Below are 21,003 nucleotides of genomic sequence, written 5' to 3' on the forward strand. Positions count from 1 at the left end.
TAGGCTGAACCCGCCTGCAGTTTGACGCCGCAGGCGGGCGACACACGTTATGCCGCAAGGCGACGATGCCTGCGCAGCCACATCAGCTTGTAGGCTGCCGGAATGATGAACAGCGACAGCAACGGCGCGGTAATCATGCCGCCGATCATCGCAAAGGGAACGCTGGTAATGTTCAATAACGCTTCCCTTACGTCGACTCTGCAACCTGCCCCGTGGCGGTCTCAACACTAATAGACGCTCTACGTAGGCGATAATCCCGAAAAATACAGCGGTTGACAGACTAAGCAGCAAGACGGAATCACAATGACCCGACTCTTTTTTAGAGAAGCATAAATTTTTATTTGATTACAAACAGTTCAGCGTTGTATTTGAGGGAAATAAAACAGCACCCGTAACGACACCTGTTGCGAGATAATGCGCAAATACAGGGATGATTTAAAACTTACCCTGATACTTACACTGCAGGATAATTTTAGATGATAGTTTTTTTGATGTAACTGCTTGATTTATCAATGGCGCGCCCTGCAGGATTCGAACCTGCGACCCACGGCTTAGAAGGCCGTTGCTCTATCCAACTGAGCTAAGGGCGCCTTGTGAAGTGAAGACTTCGTGTAGACGAAACGCGAGAATTATACGGTCAGGTACTCCTGAGTCAATGGCTTTTGTTCTGGTTGCTGACTAAGTGTACGAATATCGTCTTTTCTGGCGCAATGCCAGGTTCCAGGAAATCGCCTGGACACATCTCAGCACGCATAAAGTGGGAATTAAGGCCGCCAGTATTTAGATAATCAATCAGTTTCTTTAATATTTCACCATGATTCACCTGCCGTGTAGGATATTTTTTATGCTGAGTATCGCTATTAAGGAACAAAACAGTCACTTTGAGCATGGGTTGAAAATCATCATGACGCGTCTGGCGAATCAATGGCAGCAGAAAATTGACTTTCTGCCGCCAGAAGAGATAGATAATGCCGATATCGCTTTCCTGGCCCTGGATGATGATTGGTTCAGCGCAGGCTGTTACCAGATACCTATGCATACCCAACATCAGCTACGGGTAATTATTTGTAATAAATGCGATAAAGAAAAGCTCATGTTCAGACCATGTCTGTATATGCTGCCGCATATTTATCGGGAAGATGATGTTGAAGAAATTACCCGGAAAATGATATTGATCTTACATAAGCGAGCGCTTCGACATAGCGTCCCTTCTGGCATTTGCCACTATTGCACGACTCGTCATTTTTCAGTAACAGAACGTCACTTATTAAAACTGATCGCCAGCGGTTATCATTTAAGCGAAACGGCCGCTTTACTTTCGCTTTCTGAAGAGCAGACAAAGTCACTCCGCCGGAGCATTATGCGAAAATTACATGTTAAAACGGAGCAGCAGTTTTTAAAGTATATTAGAGTTAACCTTCATTTCTTACTCAGTAAGTAAACTCACTTAACTTTTTACAAGGCTTACGAAATATCTCACCAATAATTAAGTAACGATACCTACAGGCATTTTTTTAACGCTGCCACAATGATGCCCATAATATCCTGATAGATTCAGGGGTCGAAAATATATGGCTGCATCATAAATGCCTGGAGGAGTGTTTGGTGGCACAGGGTACTTTATTAAAGGAAAGGATAAATCCCCCACACCTGGCATCTTCGCCAACACGCCATTCATATCTCAACAGCGGATTGTTAAAATCTGAGCCAATCGTTCATCTCTCAACTGCGCAATTAATCGGCTATGAGGTCCTGACGCAACTTTCGTCAGAACATGATAGCGAAGTTTTTTTTCAGCAGTTAATGCTGATGGAAGGCATTGAAACATCAGAGCAACGAAGCATTGCTTTTTACGCTGGTGCAACGATGGGACAAGGTTATTTATGGCCAGCCATATTACCAGATATATATTAGAGCAATGGAAAAAGCAGGATGCGCAGCGTACCACGCAGGGAAAGACACCGCCGTTTAAGAAATGCCAAAGACTGCGCCTGCCGTTATCACTCTCCAACGCCGCAGATATTTGATCGCCTTGAGTTACTGGACCAACAGCTTAATTATGCCTTGCCGGTTGGTATCATTTCCCAGGCAATAATTACAACTGATAACTACCTCGGCTATTCATTGAGTCACTACTTATTTTCCGGAAAACGTACCGCAGCATTCCGCTCATTAGATGACATTTCTTTGTGGATTGAAAAGGGGTCGCTCAGACAACTGATTGTAGATATGGAGACGCTACCTGTCTCCTGTATTGAGGCGCTTAACCAGCTACGCGCGCTCAGTTGGCAACAAAGCGATATCCAGATTTACCTGCTGGTATCAGATAAAACCGCCGCTATAACACAGTTTATCCGTATGGCTGGGCGTTTTTTTGTTCTGTCACGACGACAAAATCTGGCTTCAGTACGCGAAGCCTTGTTATCAGCCGCTAAACCTCGCTTATCGGAAAGCTTTAGCCGTACTGACTGGTTGATGATTGAAACTTTAGCGCAAGGCGCCTCTTTAAAAGAAATAGCACGTCAGCAAAGCGTACCTTATCATCGTGTAGTTTACCGGCTTAAACAACTTATCACCCTCCTTAACCTTCCCCACAGGCAAAGCTTTCTTCGGCTGATCCAGCAGCTAAACGTTACTTTCCACGATATTTTTTAACGGAGTAACGTTTTGGTGAATAAGATTTTTTAAGAAATTACTTATTTTCACTTCCATTAAATGTAAATATTTCACATAAAATTAATATTTACAACTCGTCCTGGTAAGCGATAAAAATTTTTTTCTTACATCGTCCCCTGTCCCTCCTCGTTTTTTGAGGTCTCCAGCGTCAACATCTTTCTGTTGTTACATAACAAATACTAAACAATTAGTCTTTCATATTATTTTTATACTTAAAAACAACAGTTTAAACTACTCAATGTCAACTCTAAAGAAAATAGCTCTACCACGAACAAATTTTCTATAACGCCACAGAACATCCTACCCGCTATCCATAATTCGCATTTCGCAAGACTTTTCCGAGAAATCAGACCAGGTATAATCCATATTGTTTTTACTTAATCAGAAATTTCTTTTTTGTTGGTGCGAAATGGATATTCCACATATTTATTACTCTTACGCAAAATAGCCAGTCAACAGGGATGTCTCATTCTTTATTATTGCTCCACTGTGTGGTGTGTAGATCTGGCTATTTCACAATCTTTAAGGTGTCTGACGCTTATTCTAAAACGAAGGACGCATAACAGTCTGAGGCATACAACAATGAAACCTGCATCTGTTATCATTATGGACGAACACCCTATTGTAAGAATGTCGATCGAAGTTTTACTCGGTAAAAATAGCAATATTCAGGTTGTCCTGAAAACGGATGATAGCCGAACAGCGATAGAGTATCTGCGCACTTATCCTGTTGACCTTGTCATTCTGGATATTGAATTACCGGGCACCGACGGCTTTACCTTACTTAAACGAATCAAATCTATCCAGGAACATACCCGGATACTTTTTTTATCGTCAAAATCAGAGGCTTTTTATGCCGGAAGAGCAATAAGAGCGGGCGCAAACGGATTTGTAAGTAAACGCAAAGACCTCAATGATATTTATAATGCGGTAAAAATGATTTTATCCGGCTATTCTTTTTTTCCATCTGAGACGCTTAACTTTATCAGTAATGCCCGTCCCCCCAAAGGCGGGCACCATGATATGCCACTTTCTAACCGCGAAGTCACCGTGCTGCGCTATCTGGCCAATGGAATGTCTAACAAAGAAATTGCCGAGCAACTTTTATTGAGTAACAAGACTATCAGCGCGCATAAGGCCAATATATTTTCTAAACTTGGCCTTCACTCTATCGTTGAGCTTATCGATTACGCCAAATCACACGAATTATTGTAAAGGTACTCCCGGCGAATTATCGTTCGGGAGACACAATAACGGGCATTAATTGTAATTGATCAGGAAAGTCGCATCCGCGTTAGCAAGTCCGGGCTGCACGCCATCGGCTAAGGCGATATAGTTCGCATAGAATTTCAGGGTAGCATTGCCGTTGTTGTCAATATCGACGGCCTTGCTGGCCTGTTCAAGTGGCAATCGACGTTGATCGCCATCGCGAATTTCAATCGCCAGTTTTTGCGCCATTGCCGTATCAGCAAGCGCCAGTAATGCCGTGCCAGGCGCTGGCGTCCCGGAAAACGTTATAGACGCCGACCCCGGCGGGCAACCTTCAAGTTTTAGGCTAAAGGCTACCGGTTGCGTGGCGTCACCGACGGCGTGAAGCTGTTTTGTCGGCCAGGTGCCGAGATTAACCGACTTGTTACTGTCGCCCGCCACCACGGCGCAGGTAAAATCCACCACGTTACCGCGCAGTTCAATATTCACTTCGCCCAGAGATGAGGTGGCCTGACTCAGCGGGCTTAACAAAACACAACCGATAGCGATGAAAACGCGCCGAAGGATCATTATGCCTCCTTAATCATAATCGACTCGTAGATAGCCGCGCGCAGTAAACGGCCCTTCCGCCGGTTTATTCCCCGTCACGCTGATCGGCCAGGCGCGAATACCTACGCGAGCGGCGGCGTTATCATCAAGATGAAACGGAATTTTACTCGACAAATTATTGGGTGTGAGCGGTGTACCGTTGCTATTAGCAACTACAAAACCTAAATCCGGATTATCGGACACCATCGCCTGCCCTGAGGCCTTTTCGGCTTCAAGCCGCATCGATAAATAGGCCTGCGCCGCGACGTTGGTACATTTGATAGCGATGGTTTTCGTTTGCGGCGTGACGCCTTGCGGACGATTACCCGCTCCCGCCTGACTAAATAACGACGCGCCGATATCGCCGAAATCAAACTCCACGACCTGTCCGGCATTCACTTCGCAGTTTTGCGGCACTTCCACTTTGCCGCTGTAGCTAATGGTATACACCGGCGTGCTCAACGCGTCGCCGGTAGAGGTCGTCACATAGACGGTAAACATTGTCTGGCGAGGGATCGTCACCATATTAATAAAAGGCCGTATCACTTTTAATTTAAAAACCAGCTTTGAGTCCTGCACGCCAAACGGCATTTGCTGCGACACGTTAGAGTCGACGCCCATGCGAATATAGTTACGGGGCGGATAAAATACGCCAGCGACACTATCGGTTATGCTCATCGCGCCCAGAAGGTAGTCATTCAACTTGAGGTATTTAAAATTTCCTTCGGTGCTTCGTACCGGTAATTCTGATACATAGCTTCGGTAGGTATAATTTACCGTTGTCCCCGCCGGGCACGTCGCGTTTACGCCGACCCAACCTGATTTTTCCGGCAACGTAACCACCTGTCCCGGCTGATTATTGCCGCTGGTGAAAACATCTGACAGGTCGTAAAAGATATCGGTCGCCGTCCCGTTTGAATTGCGGCAAACCGTCGCCAGCGCGGGATGGGTGAAAAAGAGCGAGGTCACCGCCAGCAATAGCGCTGAGTATATTTTCATCTCTATTTTTCCTTTTATGATGCCGGACGGATACAGGTCGCGCTGGCTATCGTAATCGCCTGCTTCAGACTATCCTCCGCCAGGGCGTAAGGGGCGATACAACGCTCGTTTTTCCCCTCTCCCCACTGGATGAACAGTTCACCTTTTAGCGGCAAGCCGCTCAGATAAATTTGCCCGTCATCGCCGACCATACTGGTAATGCCGCTGGCGGTTTCTCGTACTATCGCGCCAAACGGTAACGGACGTCCGCCAAGCCTCGCGGTAATGATGGCCCTTACGCCTATCCGCGTATCAAAAGCGGCCCGCACCAGCGCGCCCTCTGTCGGCACCACGCTGCTGACGTTATTCTCGACATCGGTATGGTTGTCCATCGTGTTGGTATCTAACGCGACGCGGTTATAGCGATATACCGTGGCGTAGGGCATTACCGCATAGCCCCGCCAGTCCGTTTTCACGCCGGTCTGGTTTTCGATGCGCACGCCTTTCGCTCCCGGCGCTTTAATCAAGACATTGGTATCGCCCAACGGTTGGCTAAACGTAATACCATCCGCATGACCGACCACGCCGCCGGAAAGTTGCCAGTTATAGTCATGCTGATCGCGATCGTAGTTATATCCCACGCCCAGCGTGCCATACGTCGCCTGCCAGCTAGCGCTGGCGCTGCCGCTATAACCATTGCTACTGCTACGCCCCTGCGTCACGCTGTAGCTCAGATTACGTCCTTCCAGAAGCGTGCCGCCCACGCCGGTCTGCCAGCTATTGTCGCCGTCGCGGTTGCGGTTGGCGTTAAACGTGGCATAAGTACGATCAAGAATAGTGTCGCGCGCATAGCGCCGTCCGGTCAGAATGCTAAACGGAACGGACATATTGAATGCCAGAATGCGGTCGGCGCCTGAGATCCCCACCGACTCGCTCCACGACCATGACAGCGAATAACTTATGCCATGCCATCCACTGGCGTATCCCAGTTGATACCAGGTATTGGTATCCGCCGTATTCCAGTAATTTTGTTGACTGCCGGAAAGATACAGTGACCCGTAATCCCCCAGGTTTTGCGAAATATTGACCTGAAAGCGGCCTTTTTTGCTGTAACGGAGATTGTGGTAGCTCTGCGCCACCGGCACTTTATGGCGGCGTCCGTCGCTATCGTATTCGTAGTCGTACCCTTCCATACTGCGGTATGCCACATCATCCAGGGTGTAAAATCCGCGCGTGGAATAGCGGTAACCCAGCAATTGAAAATTAGTCCCGTAATTATTCAGCGATTTGGCGTACAGAAAACGCAACGATTGCCCCTGATGGGTGCTGTCATCTGCCAGTTGGCTACGCGCATGTGTGACATCGACCGACACGGCTCCCCAGTCGCCCAAATTTCGCCCCGCCCCGACCACCACGGCACGGTAACGATCGGCAAGTTGCGTACCGCCGTAAGCCGTCAGCCCCGCAGGCAGGCCGGCAATCACCGTTCCCTGGAAAAAGAATGGCGAAGACTGCTGACTATTGCCGCTGCGAAAATCCCCGGCCACCAGGTCATACTTCACCCTGCCCTCACGCTGCAATAGCGGAACGGTAGAGTAAGGCACCGTGTAACGTTGTTGGCTACCGTCTTTTTCATCTACCGTCACCTCAAGGTCGCCGCTGGAAGAGGTAGGATTAAGATCGGTAATCGCAAACGCGCCCGGCGACACATAGCTTTGGTAGATAACATACCCGTTCTGTCGTATCGTCAGCTTTGCCGCCGTCCGGGCGATCCCTCTGACCGTGGGGGCGTAGCCTTGCAGGCTATCGGGATACATATTGTCAGAAGAGTACAGCCGCGCTCCGCGAAAGCCGACGCTATCGAAAACATCGTTCCCGGTATTGCTGTCCCCCATGACCAGTTCGCTTTTTAGCGGAATGATGGCGCGCTGTACCCAGGTGCCAATGTTGTTCCAGCGTTGCGAATGATAGCCGTCCCCCTTCGAATAGTTCCAGGCTCCGTTATTACGCAGCCGCCAGGGGCCATAGTTCAAACCACTCAACAGACTCAAAAAATAGCTATCGCTGTCTGTTCCGCGGCTACCGGTAAAACTGTAATTAATGAGTGCGGCGGGTATCCCTTCATCCCACTCCTCCGGCGGGATATAGCCACGCGCGCTGTTGAGCAATGACGCCTGCGGCAAGCTAATATTTAAGCGCATCGACGCGAAATCGAACGCGACCTCCGCGCCCGGGATTTTCTCAGGAAGGTGAATACACGTGGTATCGACGCCTTTATCTGAGACAGGGAACGCCGCGGTATTCACGCCCAGCCGTTTAATCCACTCCGGTGTAAAACAAGGCATCAGGCCGCCGGATTTATCGCCGGCGCCCACGGCGCCCGCCTCAAAACGGATATCCTGCGTCGCTACGAATTCGTCGTTACGCCAGATATCCACCCGGTAAATACCGGGAGGCTGATGATTACCTTTTTCAAAGCGAGATAAATCCGCCACAGACGCGGTATCCGCCGACAAAAACGCAGGGTTGAAATAACTTTCGCCGCGGCTCGTCAGCGGACACAGCGCCGCCAGCACCGACAGCGCCACGCCGCTTAACGGTGATACATAGCCGGGAAATCGCCCTACAAACCAGGTTGTCTTCTTCATCGTGTTCTCGTGTGGCTTCACGCTCTCTGCTTAACCGAGACTGGCCGTTGTCGCCGACGTCAATGCGCCGTAATCATTGACGGTCTGAAATGTCACGCTGCCCTGCGCGCCAGTCGGTAAGGGAATTTGCATGTCGCTTTTTGGCGCGATCATCACGTTATCAATCTTTTTCGCGCCCACGCTGATATTGACCAGCGTGAGGTAATAAGCAGATGGGTTGGTTATCTTGAGATGGTTGCCAACACGGGAAAATTTCAGCAAGGTCGGCGCGTCTTCCGGCGTCTGCGGCAAATTCGCCGGACGCACGAACAGTTTGATGCGCGACAGAATCGCCAGTTGCAGAACGTTTTTTCCTTCAATATGACTTTTATCGACCGACGGGATGGCTTTCACGTTCATCCAGAATAACGACTCCCGATCCCCGGGTAGCGGTTGCCCGGCGTAGATAATACGCAGCGTGTTTTCGCTTTTGGGTTCGCTGACGAATAAAGGCGGCGTAACGATAAACGTTTTTTCTTTCTGCCCGGCGCTATTTTCGATCCATGAATTGACGAGGTAACGTTCTTGAGTATCGCTATTACTGATTGCCAGAGAAGTCTGTTTCGCCGCCGAGGGATAAATAACGCGCGTGGCGCCTAATGCAATCCCCCCCGCCGCCTGTACGTTCAGCGAAGTAAATAACGTGAGAAGAACAATAAAGCCTAATTTTATACTATTCAGCATGGTAAAAAATACCTTTTGCATTGAGTCACGTCGGCAAGAAAATTCATGGGTAAACCAGCGTAAACCACACTTCTGAATGAATTCGTCCCGGCGTCATATTTTCTGAAATTGCCCGATAGCGGGCAGTAAAATGCAAAGTCATTTCTGACGTTAAAATGGGCGTGTAATGAAGCGGTAACGTGTTAGGTATGATTTGCCGCTGCTGGTCATCAAATAATGCCAGGCCGATTCCGGCATTACCGATACCCTCGCCGCTGGCCAGAAAAACATGGGGATCTTCCGCAGGCGTAACGCCGGCAAACGCAATGCCGACATGACGCCAGACCTCCGCGCTACAGGAGATTAACCGTAACGAAAATGGAACGCTGACGGGAGCGAAGCTGCCAGGACCGGTAAACGCATTCGTGCGGTACTGTCCCATCAGTACGCGCAAATCCTGGCTTTCTGTGGCGACAGCGCAGCCGCCATTGACCAGTTGTCCGCGCAGGTGAATACGCCCGCTCTCCACCATTACCGGCTGCGCAATAACGGGCGACATCAAAACAAGCCCCACTAGCGCCGCGCCTTTCCTTATCATCTGCTATGTTCTCTTTTATCCCCGATAGCCTCTTCCGTTGAGGCGCCTCCCTTCCCTGGCGTTCCCAGACGGGATTATTCGTATTTCATGATAAAGGTGGCGTCGGCATTAGCCTGGCCTGGCGTCGTGGCGGTGGCGGTTGCCTTATAGCGTGCGGTAAAACGCAGCGTATTGGTGCCTTCAACCAGCGCCTGCTTCGCCGAGAAGGTCGCGCCGTCCGGTTTCAACGGTGAGGAGGTGTTATCAAGAATCTCAATCCCGACGCCGGTTGCGGTAGTGCTATTGTCCGCAGAGGAGACAGCCAGCAAATTAGGGTTGGTGTTATCTGCCTGACCAGAGAAAGCCACGGCAGCGGTAGCCGCCACTTTCGGATCGCAGTCATTCAGGACGATGGAGAAAGGCACCTGCGCGGTCGTATCATCAATCGCCGTAAAGCTGGCGGTACGGTATTGACCCAGCGTCACCGTTTGATCGGCGGATTTAGTGCTAACGGCACAGGCTGCATTAACCAGTTTACCTTCGAAATGAATAGTACCGCCACTCACGCTCACCGGAGTAGGATCAGCCGCAACCGCTGCGCCAGCGACAAACATCAGACTCGCAATAGTAGAGGTCATTAATTTATGTTTCATGGATTTCCCTTGAATTACACACACCCGGTTTCGGCATCCTGTCGGCTCCGTTTGAATTATTATCGACATAGCATGTCAGAAAAGTTATCTCTGCATCCTGTAAAGATAGATATCGCAGATTAATTAGTTTTCTGTTTCTCCCCTGAGTATCAGACGCAGTAATTAATCTTTGCGAATATGACATTTCGTCACGGTAATAAATTAAACATTTCGCTAAATAAAAAATAGCCGCAAACTCTTTTAATGACCTAAGCTAATTCTTATTGGGATATAAGAAGGGTCTAATCTTATTTTGTATAAAATGTCGCATTATGCCGCCCGATGCTATTAACGACGAGGGATTACGGTAACCATAGCCAGGGTGATGAATTGTTTCTTTTTGGTTAATCATGGCGCGCTTACTGGTCACGTCTCAGTATCGTCAACAGACGGGGGAGACGTCGCGTTTGCATCGGAAACACAAACGTTAACTGACAGCGAGGCCCGCTTCTGACAAAATAGCGTTATCCCCTTTGACTTGAAGTAACAGATGGAATCTTCTCTCTGATGGCAGCAAAGATTATTGACGGTAAAACGATTGCGCAGCAGGTGCGATCTGAGGTTGCTCAAAAAGTTCAGGCACGTGTCGCAGCAGGTCTTCGCGCTCCCGGCCTGGCTGTAGTGCTGGTCGGCAGCAATCCGGCCTCACAGATTTATGTCGCAAGCAAACGTAAAGCGTGCGACGAAGTGGGATTCGTCTCCCGCTCCTATGACCTGCCAGAAACCACCAGCGAAGCCGAACTGCTGGCGCTTATCGATACTCTGAATGCAGATAACACGATCGACGGTATTCTGGTGCAGTTGCCTTTACCGGCAGGCATCGACAACGTTAAAGTGCTGGAGCGTATCGCGCCAGATAAAGACGTAGACGGTTTTCATCCTTATAATGTCGGTCGTCTGTGCCAGCGTGCGCCGCGCCTGCGTCCCTGTACGCCCCGCGGTATTGTGACCCTGCTTGAGCGTTACAATATTGATACCTACGGCCTGAATGCGGTGGTCATTGGCGCGTCCAATATCGTTGGACGCCCGATGAGCATGGAGCTGCTGCTGGCTGGCTGTACGACTACCGTTACGCACCGCTTTACCAAAGATCTGCGTCACCATGTCGAGCATGCTGATTTGCTCATTGTCGCCGTAGGTAAACCGGGCTTTATTCCCGGCGAATGGATTAAAGAAGGCGCAATTGTGATTGATGTCGGTATTAACCGTCTGGAAAATGGCAAGGTCGTTGGCGACGTCGTGTTTGACGAAGCCGCGGCGCGCGCGTCATACATCACGCCAGTACCGGGCGGCGTCGGCCCGATGACGGTCGCTACGCTTATCGAAAACACGCTGCAGGCGTGCATTGAATATCACGATCCACAAGGAAAATAACATGGCGACATTCTCTTTAGGCAAGCACCCGCACGTCGAGCTGTGCGATCTGCTCAAGCTGGAAGGCTGGAGCGAAAGCGGCGCACAGGCGAAAATCGCCATTGCCGACGGGTTGGTGAAGGTTGATGGCGCGGTTGAAACGCGTAAACGCTGCAAAATTGTCGCCGGGCAAACCGTTAGCTTTGAAGGCCAAAGTGTGAACGTCGTGGCCTGATACAGAGTGCCGGATAGCGACGCAAAGCGTCTTATCCGGCCTGATTACGCTGTCTTTTCAGATAATCATCCACTTAATCCTCTGCGTTCCAACTGCTAGCATGGCTATTTCCCTGTGAACCATCGCTATGCCTACCGTTATCACCCACGCCGCCGTTCCCCTGTGTTTTGGCGCAGGCTTAGGCCTGAAAGTTATCCCTCCTCGCCTGCTGTTTGCCGGTGTTGTGCTGGCGATGCTCCCCGATGCCGACGTGCTGGCCTTTAAATTTGGCATCGCCTACGGCAACGTTTTCGGCCATCGCGGATTTACCCACTCTTTACTTTTCGCATTCGTCCTCCCCCTGTTGTGCGTACTCGCGGGACGACGATGGTTTCGAGCGGGGCAGGTGCGCTGCTGGCTGTTTTTAACCGTTTCATTGTTGTCGCACAGCCTGCTGGATTCGATAACCACGGGTGGTAAAGGCGTCGGCTGGCTGTGGCCGTGGTCAGATGAACGTTTCTTTGCCCCATGGCAGGTGATTAAAGTCGCGCCGTTCGCGCTTTCAAGCTACATCACGCCGTATGGACATCAGGTCATTCTCTCAGAATTGCTGTGGGTGTGGTTGCCGGGAAGTATTTTAGTGTTATTTCTATGGGTACTTAAAACGCATATTAAAAGGAATCAATATGAATAAAATGACATTCGCCGCCGCGGTCGTCTGTTTCTCATTTTCCCACGCCAGCTATAGCGAAGAAATGTCTGCCACTGGCTGGTATGCGGCATCGTCTGCGGTTGTCAGCGTGGGCAGTTCCGCACTGGTTAGCGGAATTATACTCTCCCCCGTACTGCTGCCGCTCAACCTGATCATTGGATCTGTTGTCGAAAATAAAAAGCAAAAAACCGCGCTGATAACCACTAAGTCTCCCGATAACAAAGACATTAAAATGCAAGTTCCGCTAAATGTCGTCAAAGAAGGCAACCTCAAAGCAGGTGATAAAGTCACTCTGGAAAAAACGCAGGAAGGCACCGGCGCTTATTTGAAAAAAGAGGGCAAAGTCCTTGCCCATATGGTAAATCAGGACGACGCAGGACTTTCCAGCAACCAGACGGTACCGGCCAAATGAAGCGATTCGCGTTTGCCCTGTGGCTCAGCGCAATCTCGCTCAACGCTTATGCAGACAGTGCTAACTGTCACCAAAAAGCAAACACGCCGGAGAGCATCGCAGCGACAATGGATCAGGCGTTACAACTCAAACAGCAGCTTAACAGTCAACCCGATCCGGTCGTCATTCTGGTTCGCCAGGGGCAAGATATGTCGAGCCGACATTTAATCTGGTCACATGCTGGCTATGCCATGCGCCAGCCAAACGGAGACTGGCGGGTTTACCATAATCTGAATACTTGCGGAACCGCTGAATCAGCGCTCTATATACAAGGTCTGTATGAGTTTCTGGCTGATGACCTGGTGAATCAGAGCATTGCCGTTTTGCGCCCGCGTTCAGATATCGCGACGGCATTACAAACGCTCTTACATAGCGCTATCAAACTCAATCTCTTCCACAGTCCCCGCTATAACCTGATTGCGTGGCCTTTTTCCGGCCCTTATCAGAATTCGAATGGCTGGCTTCTCGAAGTGTTTGCGCGAGCAAACGATGCGCAGGTTTGGTCACGTAATGATGCCCGCCGCTGGCTGCAGCTTCAGGGTTATCAACCCTCTATCGTTAGTGCTGGCACTTTTGAACGATTAGGCGCAAAACTGTTCACCCCTAACGTTTTCACCGACGATCAGCCAGCAGAATTGCTGCGAAAAGGAGATGTGGGGCTAAACAGCGGCGACAGCGTCATCCGCTTTATTGCCCGTTACAGTCGGGCAATATCCGGATGTGAACATCAGAATCTGGGGGAGTCGGTGTGCGTTTATCTTTCGCCCGGCGCGAAAAAATAAAAAACAGGCCGTTCTATGCCAAATAGAGCGGCCTGTAAAAGCGCTTACTTACGTCGCCAGGTGGTGCCCTGCGGGCCATCTTCCAGAATAATGCCCATTTCAGTGAGACGATCGCGCGCCGCGTCCGCCGCCGCCCAGTCTTTCGCTTTACGGGCATCCAGACGCTGTTGAATCAAGGCTTCAATTTCCGCAACTTCACCGTCATCCGCCTGCGCACCGCTTTGCAGGAAAACATCCGGCTCCTGCTCCAGCAGTCCCAGCACGCCGGAAATCTTCCGCAGATGAGACGCCATCGCATTCGCGGCGGTCATATCTTCGCCCTTCAGACGGTTGACTTCACGCGCCATATCAAACAGGACGGAGTAGGCTTCCGGCGTATTGAAATCGTCATTCATCGCCTCGACGAAACGCGCTTCAAACGCCTCGCCGCCCGCCGGGGCCGCTGATTTATCCGTTCCACGCAATGCAGTGTATAGCCGCTCCAGCGAGGCGCGCGCCTGCTTGAGGTTCTCTTCGCTGTAGTTCAGTTGGCTACGGTAATGCCCGGACATCAGGAAGTAGCGCACGGTTTCCGCATCGTAGTATTTCAGCACGTCGCGCACGGTAAAGAAGTTGCCCAGCGATTTGGACATCTTCTCGCGATCCACCATCACCATACCGGAGTGCATCCAGTAGTTGACGTATTCGCCGTCGTGGGCGCAGGTAGACTGGGCAATCTCGTTTTCATGGTGCGGGAACATCAGATCGGAACCGCCGCCGTGAATATCAAAATGGTTGCCCAACTGCTTACAGTTCATTGCCGAACATTCAATGTGCCAGCCCGGACGCCCTTCGCCCCACGGCGACGGCCAGCTCGGCTCGCCCTCTTTCGACATTTTCCACAGCACGAAGTCCATCGGGTTACGCTTCACGTCAACGACATCCACGCGCGCGCCCGCCTGAAGCTGCTCAAGATCCTGACGGGAAAGCTGCCCATAAGTCGGATCGGTCGGTACATCGAACATCACATCGCCGTTATCCGCCACATAGGCGTGCCCTTTCTCGATTAAGGTGCGGGTGAGCTCGATAATTTCCTGAATATGGTGCGTCGCACGCGGCTCGCTGTCCGGACGCAGAATATTCAGCGCGTCAAAGTCCTGATGCATTTCCGCAATCATTCTGTCGACCAGCGCGACAAAACTTTCGCCGTTTTCATTGGCGCGTTTAATAATTTTATCGTCGATATCGGTAATGTTACGCACATACTTCAGCTTATAACCGAGAAAACGCAAATAGCGCGCGACAACGTCAAAAGCGACAAACGTGCGTCCGTGGCCAATGTGGCAGAGATCGTAAACGGTGATACCACACACGTACATGCCGACTTCCCCGGCATGAATGGGTTTGAATTCCTCTTTTTGGCGCGTCAGTGTATTAAAAATTTTTAACATCGAAGATTCCGTATAGACGTGTGTGGGTAATAATCTCCGTATGATACATATTATTCGTAATCGAAGCAGCACACTTTGCAAGGTGATCGCAGCTTACGGTTATGCTATAACAAGCCCCTATATGTGCCCCATTGCGGGCTAAAGCACCACTCTCTTGGAACAGGATGCAAAAATGGTTACTTTCCACACTAATCACGGCGATATCGTAATCAAAACCTTTGATGATAAAGCGCCTGAAACAGTTAAAAACTTCCTGGACTACTGCCGCGAAGGTTTTTACAACAACACCATTTTCCACCGTGTGATTAACGGTTTTATGATTCAGGGCGGCGGCTTTGAGCCGGGCATGAAACAGAAAGCCACCAAAGAGGCGATCAAAAACGAAGCCAACAATGGTCTGAAAAATACCCGTGGTACGCTGGCGATGGCGCGTACTCAGGCACCACACTCGGCTACCGCGCAATTCTTCATCAACGTGGCAGACAACGACTTCCTGAACTTCTCCGGCGAAAGTCTGCAGGGCTGGGGCTACTGCGTCTTTGCGGAAGTCGTAGAAGGTATGGACGTGGTAGATAAAATCAAAGGCGTCGCCACTGGCCGTAGCGGTATGCACCAGGACGTACCAAAAGAAGACGTCATCATTGAAAACGTGACCGTCAGCGAGTAATCGTGGCGACACTGTTTATTGCAGACTTGCATCTGCAAACGGAAGAACCGGCGATCGTCGCCGGTTTTCTGCGTTTTTTAGCCGTGGAAGCCCGTCAGGCCGACGCGCTGTATATTCTTGGCGATCTCTTCGAGGCCTGGATTGGCGACGACGACCCCAACCCGCTACATCGTGAAATGGCCGTTGCCATTAAATCGCTGGTTGATTCCGGCGTCCCCTGCTTCTTTATTCATGGTAATCGCGACTTCCTGATTGGCAAACGCTTTGCCCGCGAAAGCGGCATGATTCTACTGCCGCAGGAAAAGGTGCTCGACCTGTATGGCCGCAATGTATTGATTATGCACGGCGATACGCTCTGTACCGATGATGCCGGTTATCAGGCGTTTCGCGCCAAAGTCCATAATCCGTGGGTTCAACGACTATTCCTTACCCTGCCGCTGTTTATCCGCCGCCGTATCGCCGCCAGAATGCGCGCCGGCAGTAAAGCCGCCAACAGCAGCAAATCGCTGGATATTATGGACGTCAATGCACAGACCGTCGTCGCCGAAATGGAAAAACACCGCGTACAGTGGCTGGTTCACGGTCACACCCACCGCCCGGCAGTGCATGAACTTTCCGCCAACGACCAGCCCGCATTCCGCGTGGTGTTAGGCGCATGGCATCATGAAGGTTCAATGGTAAAAGTCACGCCGGACAACGTAGAGTTAATCGCCTTCCCCCTGTAAATGTTCGTCGAATCGTCCGTTACGGCGCACACGCAACCGTTTTCCTTGCCTGATTATCATGCTATTCTCTGACACCTCAAAAGCAGCGTGTCCCGCACCACAGGAGTTTTAAGACGCATGTCTTCCCGCAATAATCCGGCGCGTGTCGCCATCGTGATGGGGTCCAAAAGCGACTGGGCTACCATGCAATTCGCCGCCGAAATTTTTGAAATTCTGGATGTCCCGCACCATGTAGAAGTGGTTTCCGCTCATCGCACCCCCGATAAGCTGTTCAGCTTCGCCGAAACGGCGGAAGAGAACGGATATCAAGTGATTATTGCCGGCGCGGGCGGCGCGGCACACCTGCCGGGAATGATTGCGGCAAAAACGCTGGTCCCGGTGCTCGGCGTGCCGGTACAAAGCGCTGCGCTAAGCGGCGTGGATAGCCTTTACTCCATTGTGCAGATGCCGCGCGGCATTCCGGTGGGTACGCTGGCGATCGGTAAAGCCGGTGCCGCTAACGCCGCCCTGCTCGCCGCGCAGATTCTGGCGCAACACGACGCGGAACTGCATCAGCGCATCGCTGACTGGCGCAAAGCGCAAACCGATGAAGTTCTGGAAAACCCCGATCCGCGGGGGACGCTATGAAGCAAGTTTGCGTTCTCGGCAACGGACAACTGGGCCGAATGCTGCGCCAGGCGGGCGAACCGCTGGGTATCGCCGTCTGGCCGGTTGGTCTGGATGCAGAGCCTACTGCTGTTCCGGTACAGCAGAGCGTCATTACCGCAGAGATTGAGCGCTGGCCGGAAACCGCGCTTACCCGCGAGCTGGCACGCCACCCGGCATTCGTCAATCGCGATGTATTTCCGATCATCGCCGACCGTCTGACACAAAAACAGCTTTTCGATAAACTGGGACTCGCGACCGCGCCGTGGCAGCTGCTGACCAGCGCCGACGAGTGGTCCGGCATCTTTGACCGCCTGGGCGAACTGGCGATTATTAAGCGTCGCGTTGGCGGCTACGACGGTCGCGGGCAGTGGCGTCTACGCGCGGACGAAACCGGGCAACTGCCGGATGACTGCTATGGCGAATGTATTGTTGAGCGCGGCATCCATTTTTCCGGCGAAGTGTCGTTAGTCGGCGCGCGCGCTCATGACGGCAGTACCGTGTTTTACCCGCTGACGCACAATTTGCATCAGGACGGCATCTTGCGGACCAGCGTCGCGTTCCCACAGGCGAACGCCGAACAGCAGGAGCAGGCGGAATCGATGCTGTCAGCAATTATGCAGGCGCTGAACTACGTCGGCGTAATGGCGATGGAATGTTTTATCACGCCGGAAGGCCTGTTAATCAATGAACTGGCGCCGCGCGTGCATAACAGCGGACACTGGACGCAAAATGGCGCCAGCATCAGTCAGTTTGAATTGCATTTGCGCGCGATTACCGGCCTGCCGTTGCCCGCGCCAGTGATTAACGCCCCGTCGGTGATGATCAACCTGATCGGCAGCGAGCTGAATTACGACTGGCTGAAGCTGCCGCTGGTACATCTGCACTGGTATGATAAAGCGGTACGTCCAGGGCGAAAAGTCGGCCATCTGAATCTGACCGACAGCGATACGTCACGTCTTAGCGCCACCCTGGAAGCGCTCTCTCCGCTCCTGCCGGGCGAATACGCCAGCGACATTATCTGGGCGCAAAGTAAGCTTAAATAACACATAAAATGCCGGGAGAATGATCTTCCCCTTTCCCGGCTCCTCCCTCAGCGCGTAAAATCTCGCTATTGCTGTTTTGTTTTTCGGGATTACACATGAACGATGGAACGGACTATCGCGCGCTCCTCCTTGCCGATACGCCTTTAATTGATGTACGCGCGCCGATTGAGTTTGAACAGGGCGCCATGCCGGGCGCCATCAACCTGCCATTGATGATGGACGACGAGCGAGCCGCCGTCGGCACCTGCTACAAACGTCAGGGCGCGGATGCGGCGTTAGCGTTGGGGCATCGGCTGGTTTGCGGCGACATTCGCCAGCAGCGGCTTGAGGCCTGGAAAGCCGCGTATCAACGTTTCCCCAATGGGTATCTGTGCTGCGCGCGCGGCGGTCAGCGGTCACATATCGTACAACGTTGGCTGCAAGAAACAGGGATTGACTGCCCGCTTATTGAAGGCGGCTATAAAGCGCTGCGTCAGACAGCAATTCAGGCGACCTGGCAACTGGCGCAAAAACCGATACTTTTAATTGGCGGCTGTACGGGCAGCGGCAAAACGCAACTGGTGCGACAACAGCCCAACGGCGTGGATCTGGAAGGTCTCGCGCGTCATCGCGGCTCCTCTTTTGGCCGCACGCTGAAACCCCAGCTCAGCCAGGCCAGTTTTGAAAACAAACTTGCCGTTGAATTGCTGAAAATTAACGCGCGTCAGACGCTAAAAAGGTGGGTACTGGAAGATGAAGGGCGAACGATCGGCGCCAACCATCTGCCTGAGTGTTTACGCGAAAGAATGGCGCAGGCCCCCATTGCGGTAGTGGAAGATCCGTTTGCGCTTCGTCTGGAACGACTGCGTGAAGAGTATTTCATCCGTATGCATCACGACTTCACCCACGCCTACGGCGATGAAGCCGGTTGGCAGGCGTATAGTGAATATCTTCACCATGGACTGTTCGCTATTCGCCGCCGTCTGGGGTTGCAACGCTTTGCCGAACTGACGGACACGCTGGATAGGGCGCTGGCGGAACAATTATCCAGCGGCAGCACCGACGGCCATATGTCATGGCTGGTTCCGCTACTTAACGAATATTACGACCCAATGTACCGCTATCAACTGGAGAAAAAAGCCGCGAATATCGTTTTTCGCGGCACATGGCAAGACGTTGCCAACTGGCTAAAAGCGCAATAGCTTATTTTTATTGCCGGCTGACGCTACATTGAGCCGGCTTAGTGTCTGTCGCGCTTGTCGGCACGTTTTGCCAGCCAGTCGCCCAGCATCTGAACGACCTGAACCAGCACAATCAGCGCCACTACGGTAACAACCATCACTTCGGTTTCGTAACGGTAGTAGCCATAGCGAATCGCCAGGTCGCCTACCCCGCCGCCGCCGACAATCCCGGCCATCGCCGAGTAGCCGATTAAGCTTACCAAGGTAATCGTCAGGCCGCGCAGCAGCCCTGCGCTGGCTTCCGGCAACAGTACGGTACAGATAATACGCATCGGACTAGCGCCGAATGCCAGCGCCGCCTCAATAATCCCTTTATCGACTTCACGGAGCGCGCTATCTACCAGGCGTGCATAAAACGCGATTGCGGCCACCGACAGCGGGACGGAGGCTGCAATCGGGCCAATCGTATTACCCAGCAAAAGCTGCGTTAGCGGCAGTAACAGCACCAGTAAAATAACAAATGGCACCGAGCGGATAATATTCACCAGAACCGAGGCGACGAGATAAATAAAACGGTTCTGCCAGAACAGATGACGATCGGTGACAAAAATCAGAAAACCGAGCGGTAGACCGCCAAGAATCGCCAGCACCGTTGAAATACTCAACATCTGGAAAGTTTCATTGAACGCCAGCGTTAAATCCGGCAATAAATCATCCACGGATCACCTCCACCTGTGCGGTACGTTGACGGATATGCTCCACGGCGGCGGCCACCGCCGTTGGATTATGCGGCGCGGTTAATTGCACTACCAGAATGCCCAACGCGCGTTCGCCGATATATTCAATCTTGCCATGCAGGATATTGACCGCGACGCCAAACTTGATCGCCACCTCTGACAGTACCGGCTGCTCCGCCGAATCGCCGATAAACAAAATTTTCAGCAACTGCCCGGGCAGGTGTTCCCGTAAACGTTCCGGCAGGGTCAAATTAAGGGTATGAGACACCAGTTGCTGTGTGAAAGCGTGTTGCGGGTGGGCAAACACATCAAACACCTCGCCCGATTCCACAACCTTACCGCCCGACATCACCGCCACGCGATCGCAAATAGATTTGATCACGTTCATTTCATGGGTGATCAGCACAATAGTAATCCCGAGCTGTGCATTGATCTGTCTGAGCAGGGCCAGAATCGTGGCGGAAGTTTCCAGATCCAAAGCGGAAGTCGGTTCGTCACATAGCAACACATCCGGATGGTTAGCGATGGCGCGGGCTATCCCCACCCGCTGTTTTTGCCCGCCGCTGAGCTGTACCGGAAAACGGTTCGCTTTATCGGCAAGGCCCACCAGCGTTAAAATTTCCGCCACCCGCGGCGCGATTTTGCTGCGTTCCCAGCCAGCCGCTTTCAGGCTAAACGCAACGTTTTGCGCCACTGTCCGGGTATGCATTAAGTTAAAATGCTGGAAAATCATACCAATACGCTGCCGCGCCTGGCGTAACGCTTTTCCGTCCAGCGCCGAAATTTCCACGCCGTTGACGTTGACGCGCCCCTGGCTGGGACGCGTTAAGGCGTTCAGGGTACGCAGCAGAGTGCTTTTTCCTGCGCCGCTGGTACCAACAATGCCAAAAATCTCGCCCGCGGCGATATGCAGGCTCACATCATCCACCGCGCGCGTGGGGGTACCGCGACCGGCGGTAAAATCGACGCAGACTTTTTCTATTTCAATCATATTCACCTCAGAAATTGGGG

The 21,003-nt window shown here is 51.8% G+C and carries 23 protein-coding genes, 1 tRNA gene and 1 pseudogene; 14 read left to right on the forward strand and 11 right to left on the reverse strand.

Going from position 1 to position 21,003, the window contains the following annotated elements; translation table 11 throughout:
- Window positions 1-47: 47 nt before the first annotated feature.
- Window positions 48-149, reverse strand: a pseudogene (locus tag LCS67_RS15965) (cation transporter); the annotation flags it as partial.
- Between the two features lie 364 nt (window positions 150-513).
- Window positions 514-590: transfer RNA gene (locus LCS67_RS15970), tRNA-Arg, on the reverse strand.
- Window positions 591-844: 254 nt separating this feature from the next.
- Between LCS67_RS15970 and fimW the strand changes: the two genes are divergently transcribed.
- The 4 genes from fimW to fimZ all read left to right on the forward strand — a co-directional run bounded on the left by fimW (window position 845) and on the right by fimZ (window position 3,891).
- On the forward strand, window positions 845-1,441 hold the full coding sequence (fimW, locus tag LCS67_RS15975) for a fimbria biosynthesis transcriptional regulator FimW (protein WP_000948629.1): 597 nt from the start codon (window positions 845-847) through the stop codon (window positions 1,439-1,441).
- A 161-nt stretch (window positions 1,442-1,602) separates the two neighbouring features.
- A complete protein-coding gene (locus LCS67_RS15980) occupies window positions 1,603-1,914 on the forward strand; it encodes a hypothetical protein (protein ID WP_000226498.1) in 312 nt (103 codons plus the stop codon).
- A gap of 18 nt (window positions 1,915-1,932) precedes the next feature.
- On the forward strand, window positions 1,933-2,655 hold the full coding sequence (gene fimY / locus LCS67_RS15985; RefSeq protein WP_001258113.1) for a fimbria biosynthesis regulator FimY: 723 nt from the start codon (window positions 1,933-1,935) through the stop codon (window positions 2,653-2,655).
- A gap of 603 nt (window positions 2,656-3,258) precedes the next feature.
- Complete coding sequence (fimZ, locus tag LCS67_RS15990) at window positions 3,259-3,891, forward strand: fimbria biosynthesis transcriptional regulator FimZ (RefSeq protein ID WP_000801271.1); 633 nt, start codon at window positions 3,259-3,261, stop codon at window positions 3,889-3,891.
- A gap of 45 nt (window positions 3,892-3,936) precedes the next feature.
- Here the strand turns inward: fimZ and sfmF are convergent, their stop codons facing one another.
- The 6 genes from sfmF to fimA form a co-directional block, all read right to left on the reverse strand.
- A complete protein-coding gene (gene sfmF, locus LCS67_RS15995; RefSeq protein WP_000603409.1) occupies window positions 3,937-4,455 on the reverse strand; it encodes a fimbria assembly protein in 519 nt (172 codons plus the stop codon).
- A gap of 9 nt (window positions 4,456-4,464) precedes the next feature.
- Window positions 4,465-5,472, reverse strand: a complete 1,008-nt coding sequence (gene fimH, locus LCS67_RS16000) for a type 1 fimbria D-mannose specific adhesin FimH (protein WP_000708678.1) — start codon at window positions 5,470-5,472, stop codon at window positions 4,465-4,467.
- 14 nt (window positions 5,473-5,486) lie between these two features.
- The gene (locus LCS67_RS16005; RefSeq protein WP_000754240.1) at window positions 5,487-8,099 is read right to left on the reverse strand and encodes a fimbrial biogenesis usher protein; all 2,613 of its coding nucleotides are present in this window, start codon (window positions 8,097-8,099) and stop codon (window positions 5,487-5,489) included.
- Between the two features lie 30 nt (window positions 8,100-8,129).
- A complete protein-coding gene (fimC, locus tag LCS67_RS16010; RefSeq protein WP_001519112.1) occupies window positions 8,130-8,822 on the reverse strand; it encodes a type 1 fimbria chaperone FimC in 693 nt (230 codons plus the stop codon).
- Window positions 8,823-8,865: 43 nt separating this feature from the next.
- Window positions 8,866-9,399: a type 1 fimbrial protein subunit FimI gene (gene fimI / locus LCS67_RS16015; protein ID WP_000619614.1), complete on the reverse strand. Its 534-nt coding sequence runs from the start codon at window positions 9,397-9,399 to the stop codon at window positions 8,866-8,868.
- A gap of 74 nt (window positions 9,400-9,473) precedes the next feature.
- Window positions 9,474-10,031 carry a type 1 fimbrial protein subunit FimA gene (fimA, locus tag LCS67_RS16020; RefSeq protein WP_000681026.1) on the reverse strand — a complete coding sequence of 186 codons (558 nt, stop codon included), beginning with the start codon at window positions 10,029-10,031 and terminating at the stop codon, window positions 9,474-9,476.
- Between the two features lie 546 nt (window positions 10,032-10,577).
- Here fimA and folD point away from each other — a divergent pair.
- The 5 genes from folD (at window position 10,578) to LCS67_RS16045 (ending at window position 13,582) form a co-directional block, all read left to right on the forward strand.
- A complete protein-coding gene (gene folD / locus LCS67_RS16025) occupies window positions 10,578-11,444 on the forward strand; it encodes a bifunctional methylenetetrahydrofolate dehydrogenase/methenyltetrahydrofolate cyclohydrolase FolD (protein ID WP_000729165.1) in 867 nt (288 codons plus the stop codon).
- A gap of 1 nt (window position 11,445) precedes the next feature.
- Window positions 11,446-11,658 (forward strand): ribosome-associated protein YbcJ, encoded by a 213-nt coding sequence (gene ybcJ, locus LCS67_RS16030; RefSeq protein ID WP_000190278.1) that lies wholly within the window; start codon window positions 11,446-11,448, stop codon window positions 11,656-11,658.
- Between the two features lie 127 nt (window positions 11,659-11,785).
- Window positions 11,786-12,331, forward strand: a complete 546-nt coding sequence (locus LCS67_RS16035) for a metal-dependent hydrolase (protein ID WP_001143505.1) — start codon at window positions 11,786-11,788, stop codon at window positions 12,329-12,331.
- A complete protein-coding gene (locus LCS67_RS16040; protein WP_001038577.1) occupies window positions 12,324-12,761 on the forward strand; it encodes an STM0539 family protein in 438 nt (145 codons plus the stop codon). The genes LCS67_RS16035 and LCS67_RS16040 overlap by 8 nt, the downstream gene beginning before the upstream one ends.
- On the forward strand, window positions 12,758-13,582 hold the full coding sequence (locus LCS67_RS16045; protein WP_000818110.1) for a DUF2145 domain-containing protein: 825 nt from the start codon (window positions 12,758-12,760) through the stop codon (window positions 13,580-13,582). Before LCS67_RS16040 ends, LCS67_RS16045 begins: the two co-directional genes overlap by 4 nt.
- A gap of 44 nt (window positions 13,583-13,626) precedes the next feature.
- On the opposite strand, the gene cysS is transcribed toward LCS67_RS16045, so the two are convergent.
- A complete protein-coding gene (gene cysS, locus LCS67_RS16050) occupies window positions 13,627-15,012 on the reverse strand; it encodes a cysteine--tRNA ligase (RefSeq protein WP_000912377.1) in 1,386 nt (461 codons plus the stop codon).
- 172 nt (window positions 15,013-15,184) lie between these two features.
- Here cysS and ppiB point away from each other — a divergent pair, with 172 nt between their 5' ends.
- From ppiB to mnmH, 5 genes are all read left to right on the forward strand, one after another.
- Window positions 15,185-15,679, forward strand: coding sequence for a peptidylprolyl isomerase B (gene ppiB / locus LCS67_RS16055; RefSeq protein WP_000255991.1), 495 nt, complete (start codon window positions 15,185-15,187; stop codon window positions 15,677-15,679).
- A gap of 2 nt (window positions 15,680-15,681) precedes the next feature.
- Window positions 15,682-16,404 carry a UDP-2,3-diacylglucosamine diphosphatase gene (gene lpxH, locus LCS67_RS16060; protein WP_001603020.1) on the forward strand — a complete coding sequence of 241 codons (723 nt, stop codon included), beginning with the start codon at window positions 15,682-15,684 and terminating at the stop codon, window positions 16,402-16,404.
- A 117-nt stretch (window positions 16,405-16,521) separates the two neighbouring features.
- Window positions 16,522-17,031 carry a 5-(carboxyamino)imidazole ribonucleotide mutase gene (purE, locus tag LCS67_RS16065; protein WP_000098736.1) on the forward strand — a complete coding sequence of 170 codons (510 nt, stop codon included), beginning with the start codon at window positions 16,522-16,524 and terminating at the stop codon, window positions 17,029-17,031.
- A complete protein-coding gene (purK, locus tag LCS67_RS16070) occupies window positions 17,028-18,095 on the forward strand; it encodes a 5-(carboxyamino)imidazole ribonucleotide synthase (RefSeq protein WP_031564395.1) in 1,068 nt (355 codons plus the stop codon). The genes purE and purK overlap by 4 nt, the downstream gene beginning before the upstream one ends.
- Before the next feature lie 95 nt (window positions 18,096-18,190).
- Window positions 18,191-19,276 (forward strand): tRNA 2-selenouridine(34) synthase MnmH, encoded by a 1,086-nt coding sequence (gene mnmH / locus LCS67_RS16075; protein ID WP_000997740.1) that lies wholly within the window; start codon window positions 18,191-18,193, stop codon window positions 19,274-19,276.
- Between the two features lie 38 nt (window positions 19,277-19,314).
- Here mnmH and LCS67_RS16080 read toward each other — a convergent pair whose 3' ends face one another.
- Window positions 19,315-19,974, reverse strand: a complete 660-nt coding sequence (locus LCS67_RS16080) for a methionine ABC transporter permease (RefSeq protein ID WP_000342247.1) — start codon at window positions 19,972-19,974, stop codon at window positions 19,315-19,317.
- Window positions 19,967-20,983, reverse strand: coding sequence for a virulence-associated ABC transporter ATP-binding protein SfbB (gene sfbB, locus LCS67_RS16085; protein ID WP_000569660.1), 1,017 nt, complete (start codon window positions 20,981-20,983; stop codon window positions 19,967-19,969). Before sfbB ends, LCS67_RS16080 begins: the two co-directional genes overlap by 8 nt.
- Window positions 20,984-21,003 lie beyond the last annotated feature (20 nt).

The sequence above is a fragment of the Salmonella sp. A7 genome (assembly GCF_020181675.1).
In the GTDB taxonomy this organism is placed as follows: domain Bacteria; phylum Pseudomonadota; class Gammaproteobacteria; order Enterobacterales; family Enterobacteriaceae; genus Salmonella; species Salmonella enterica.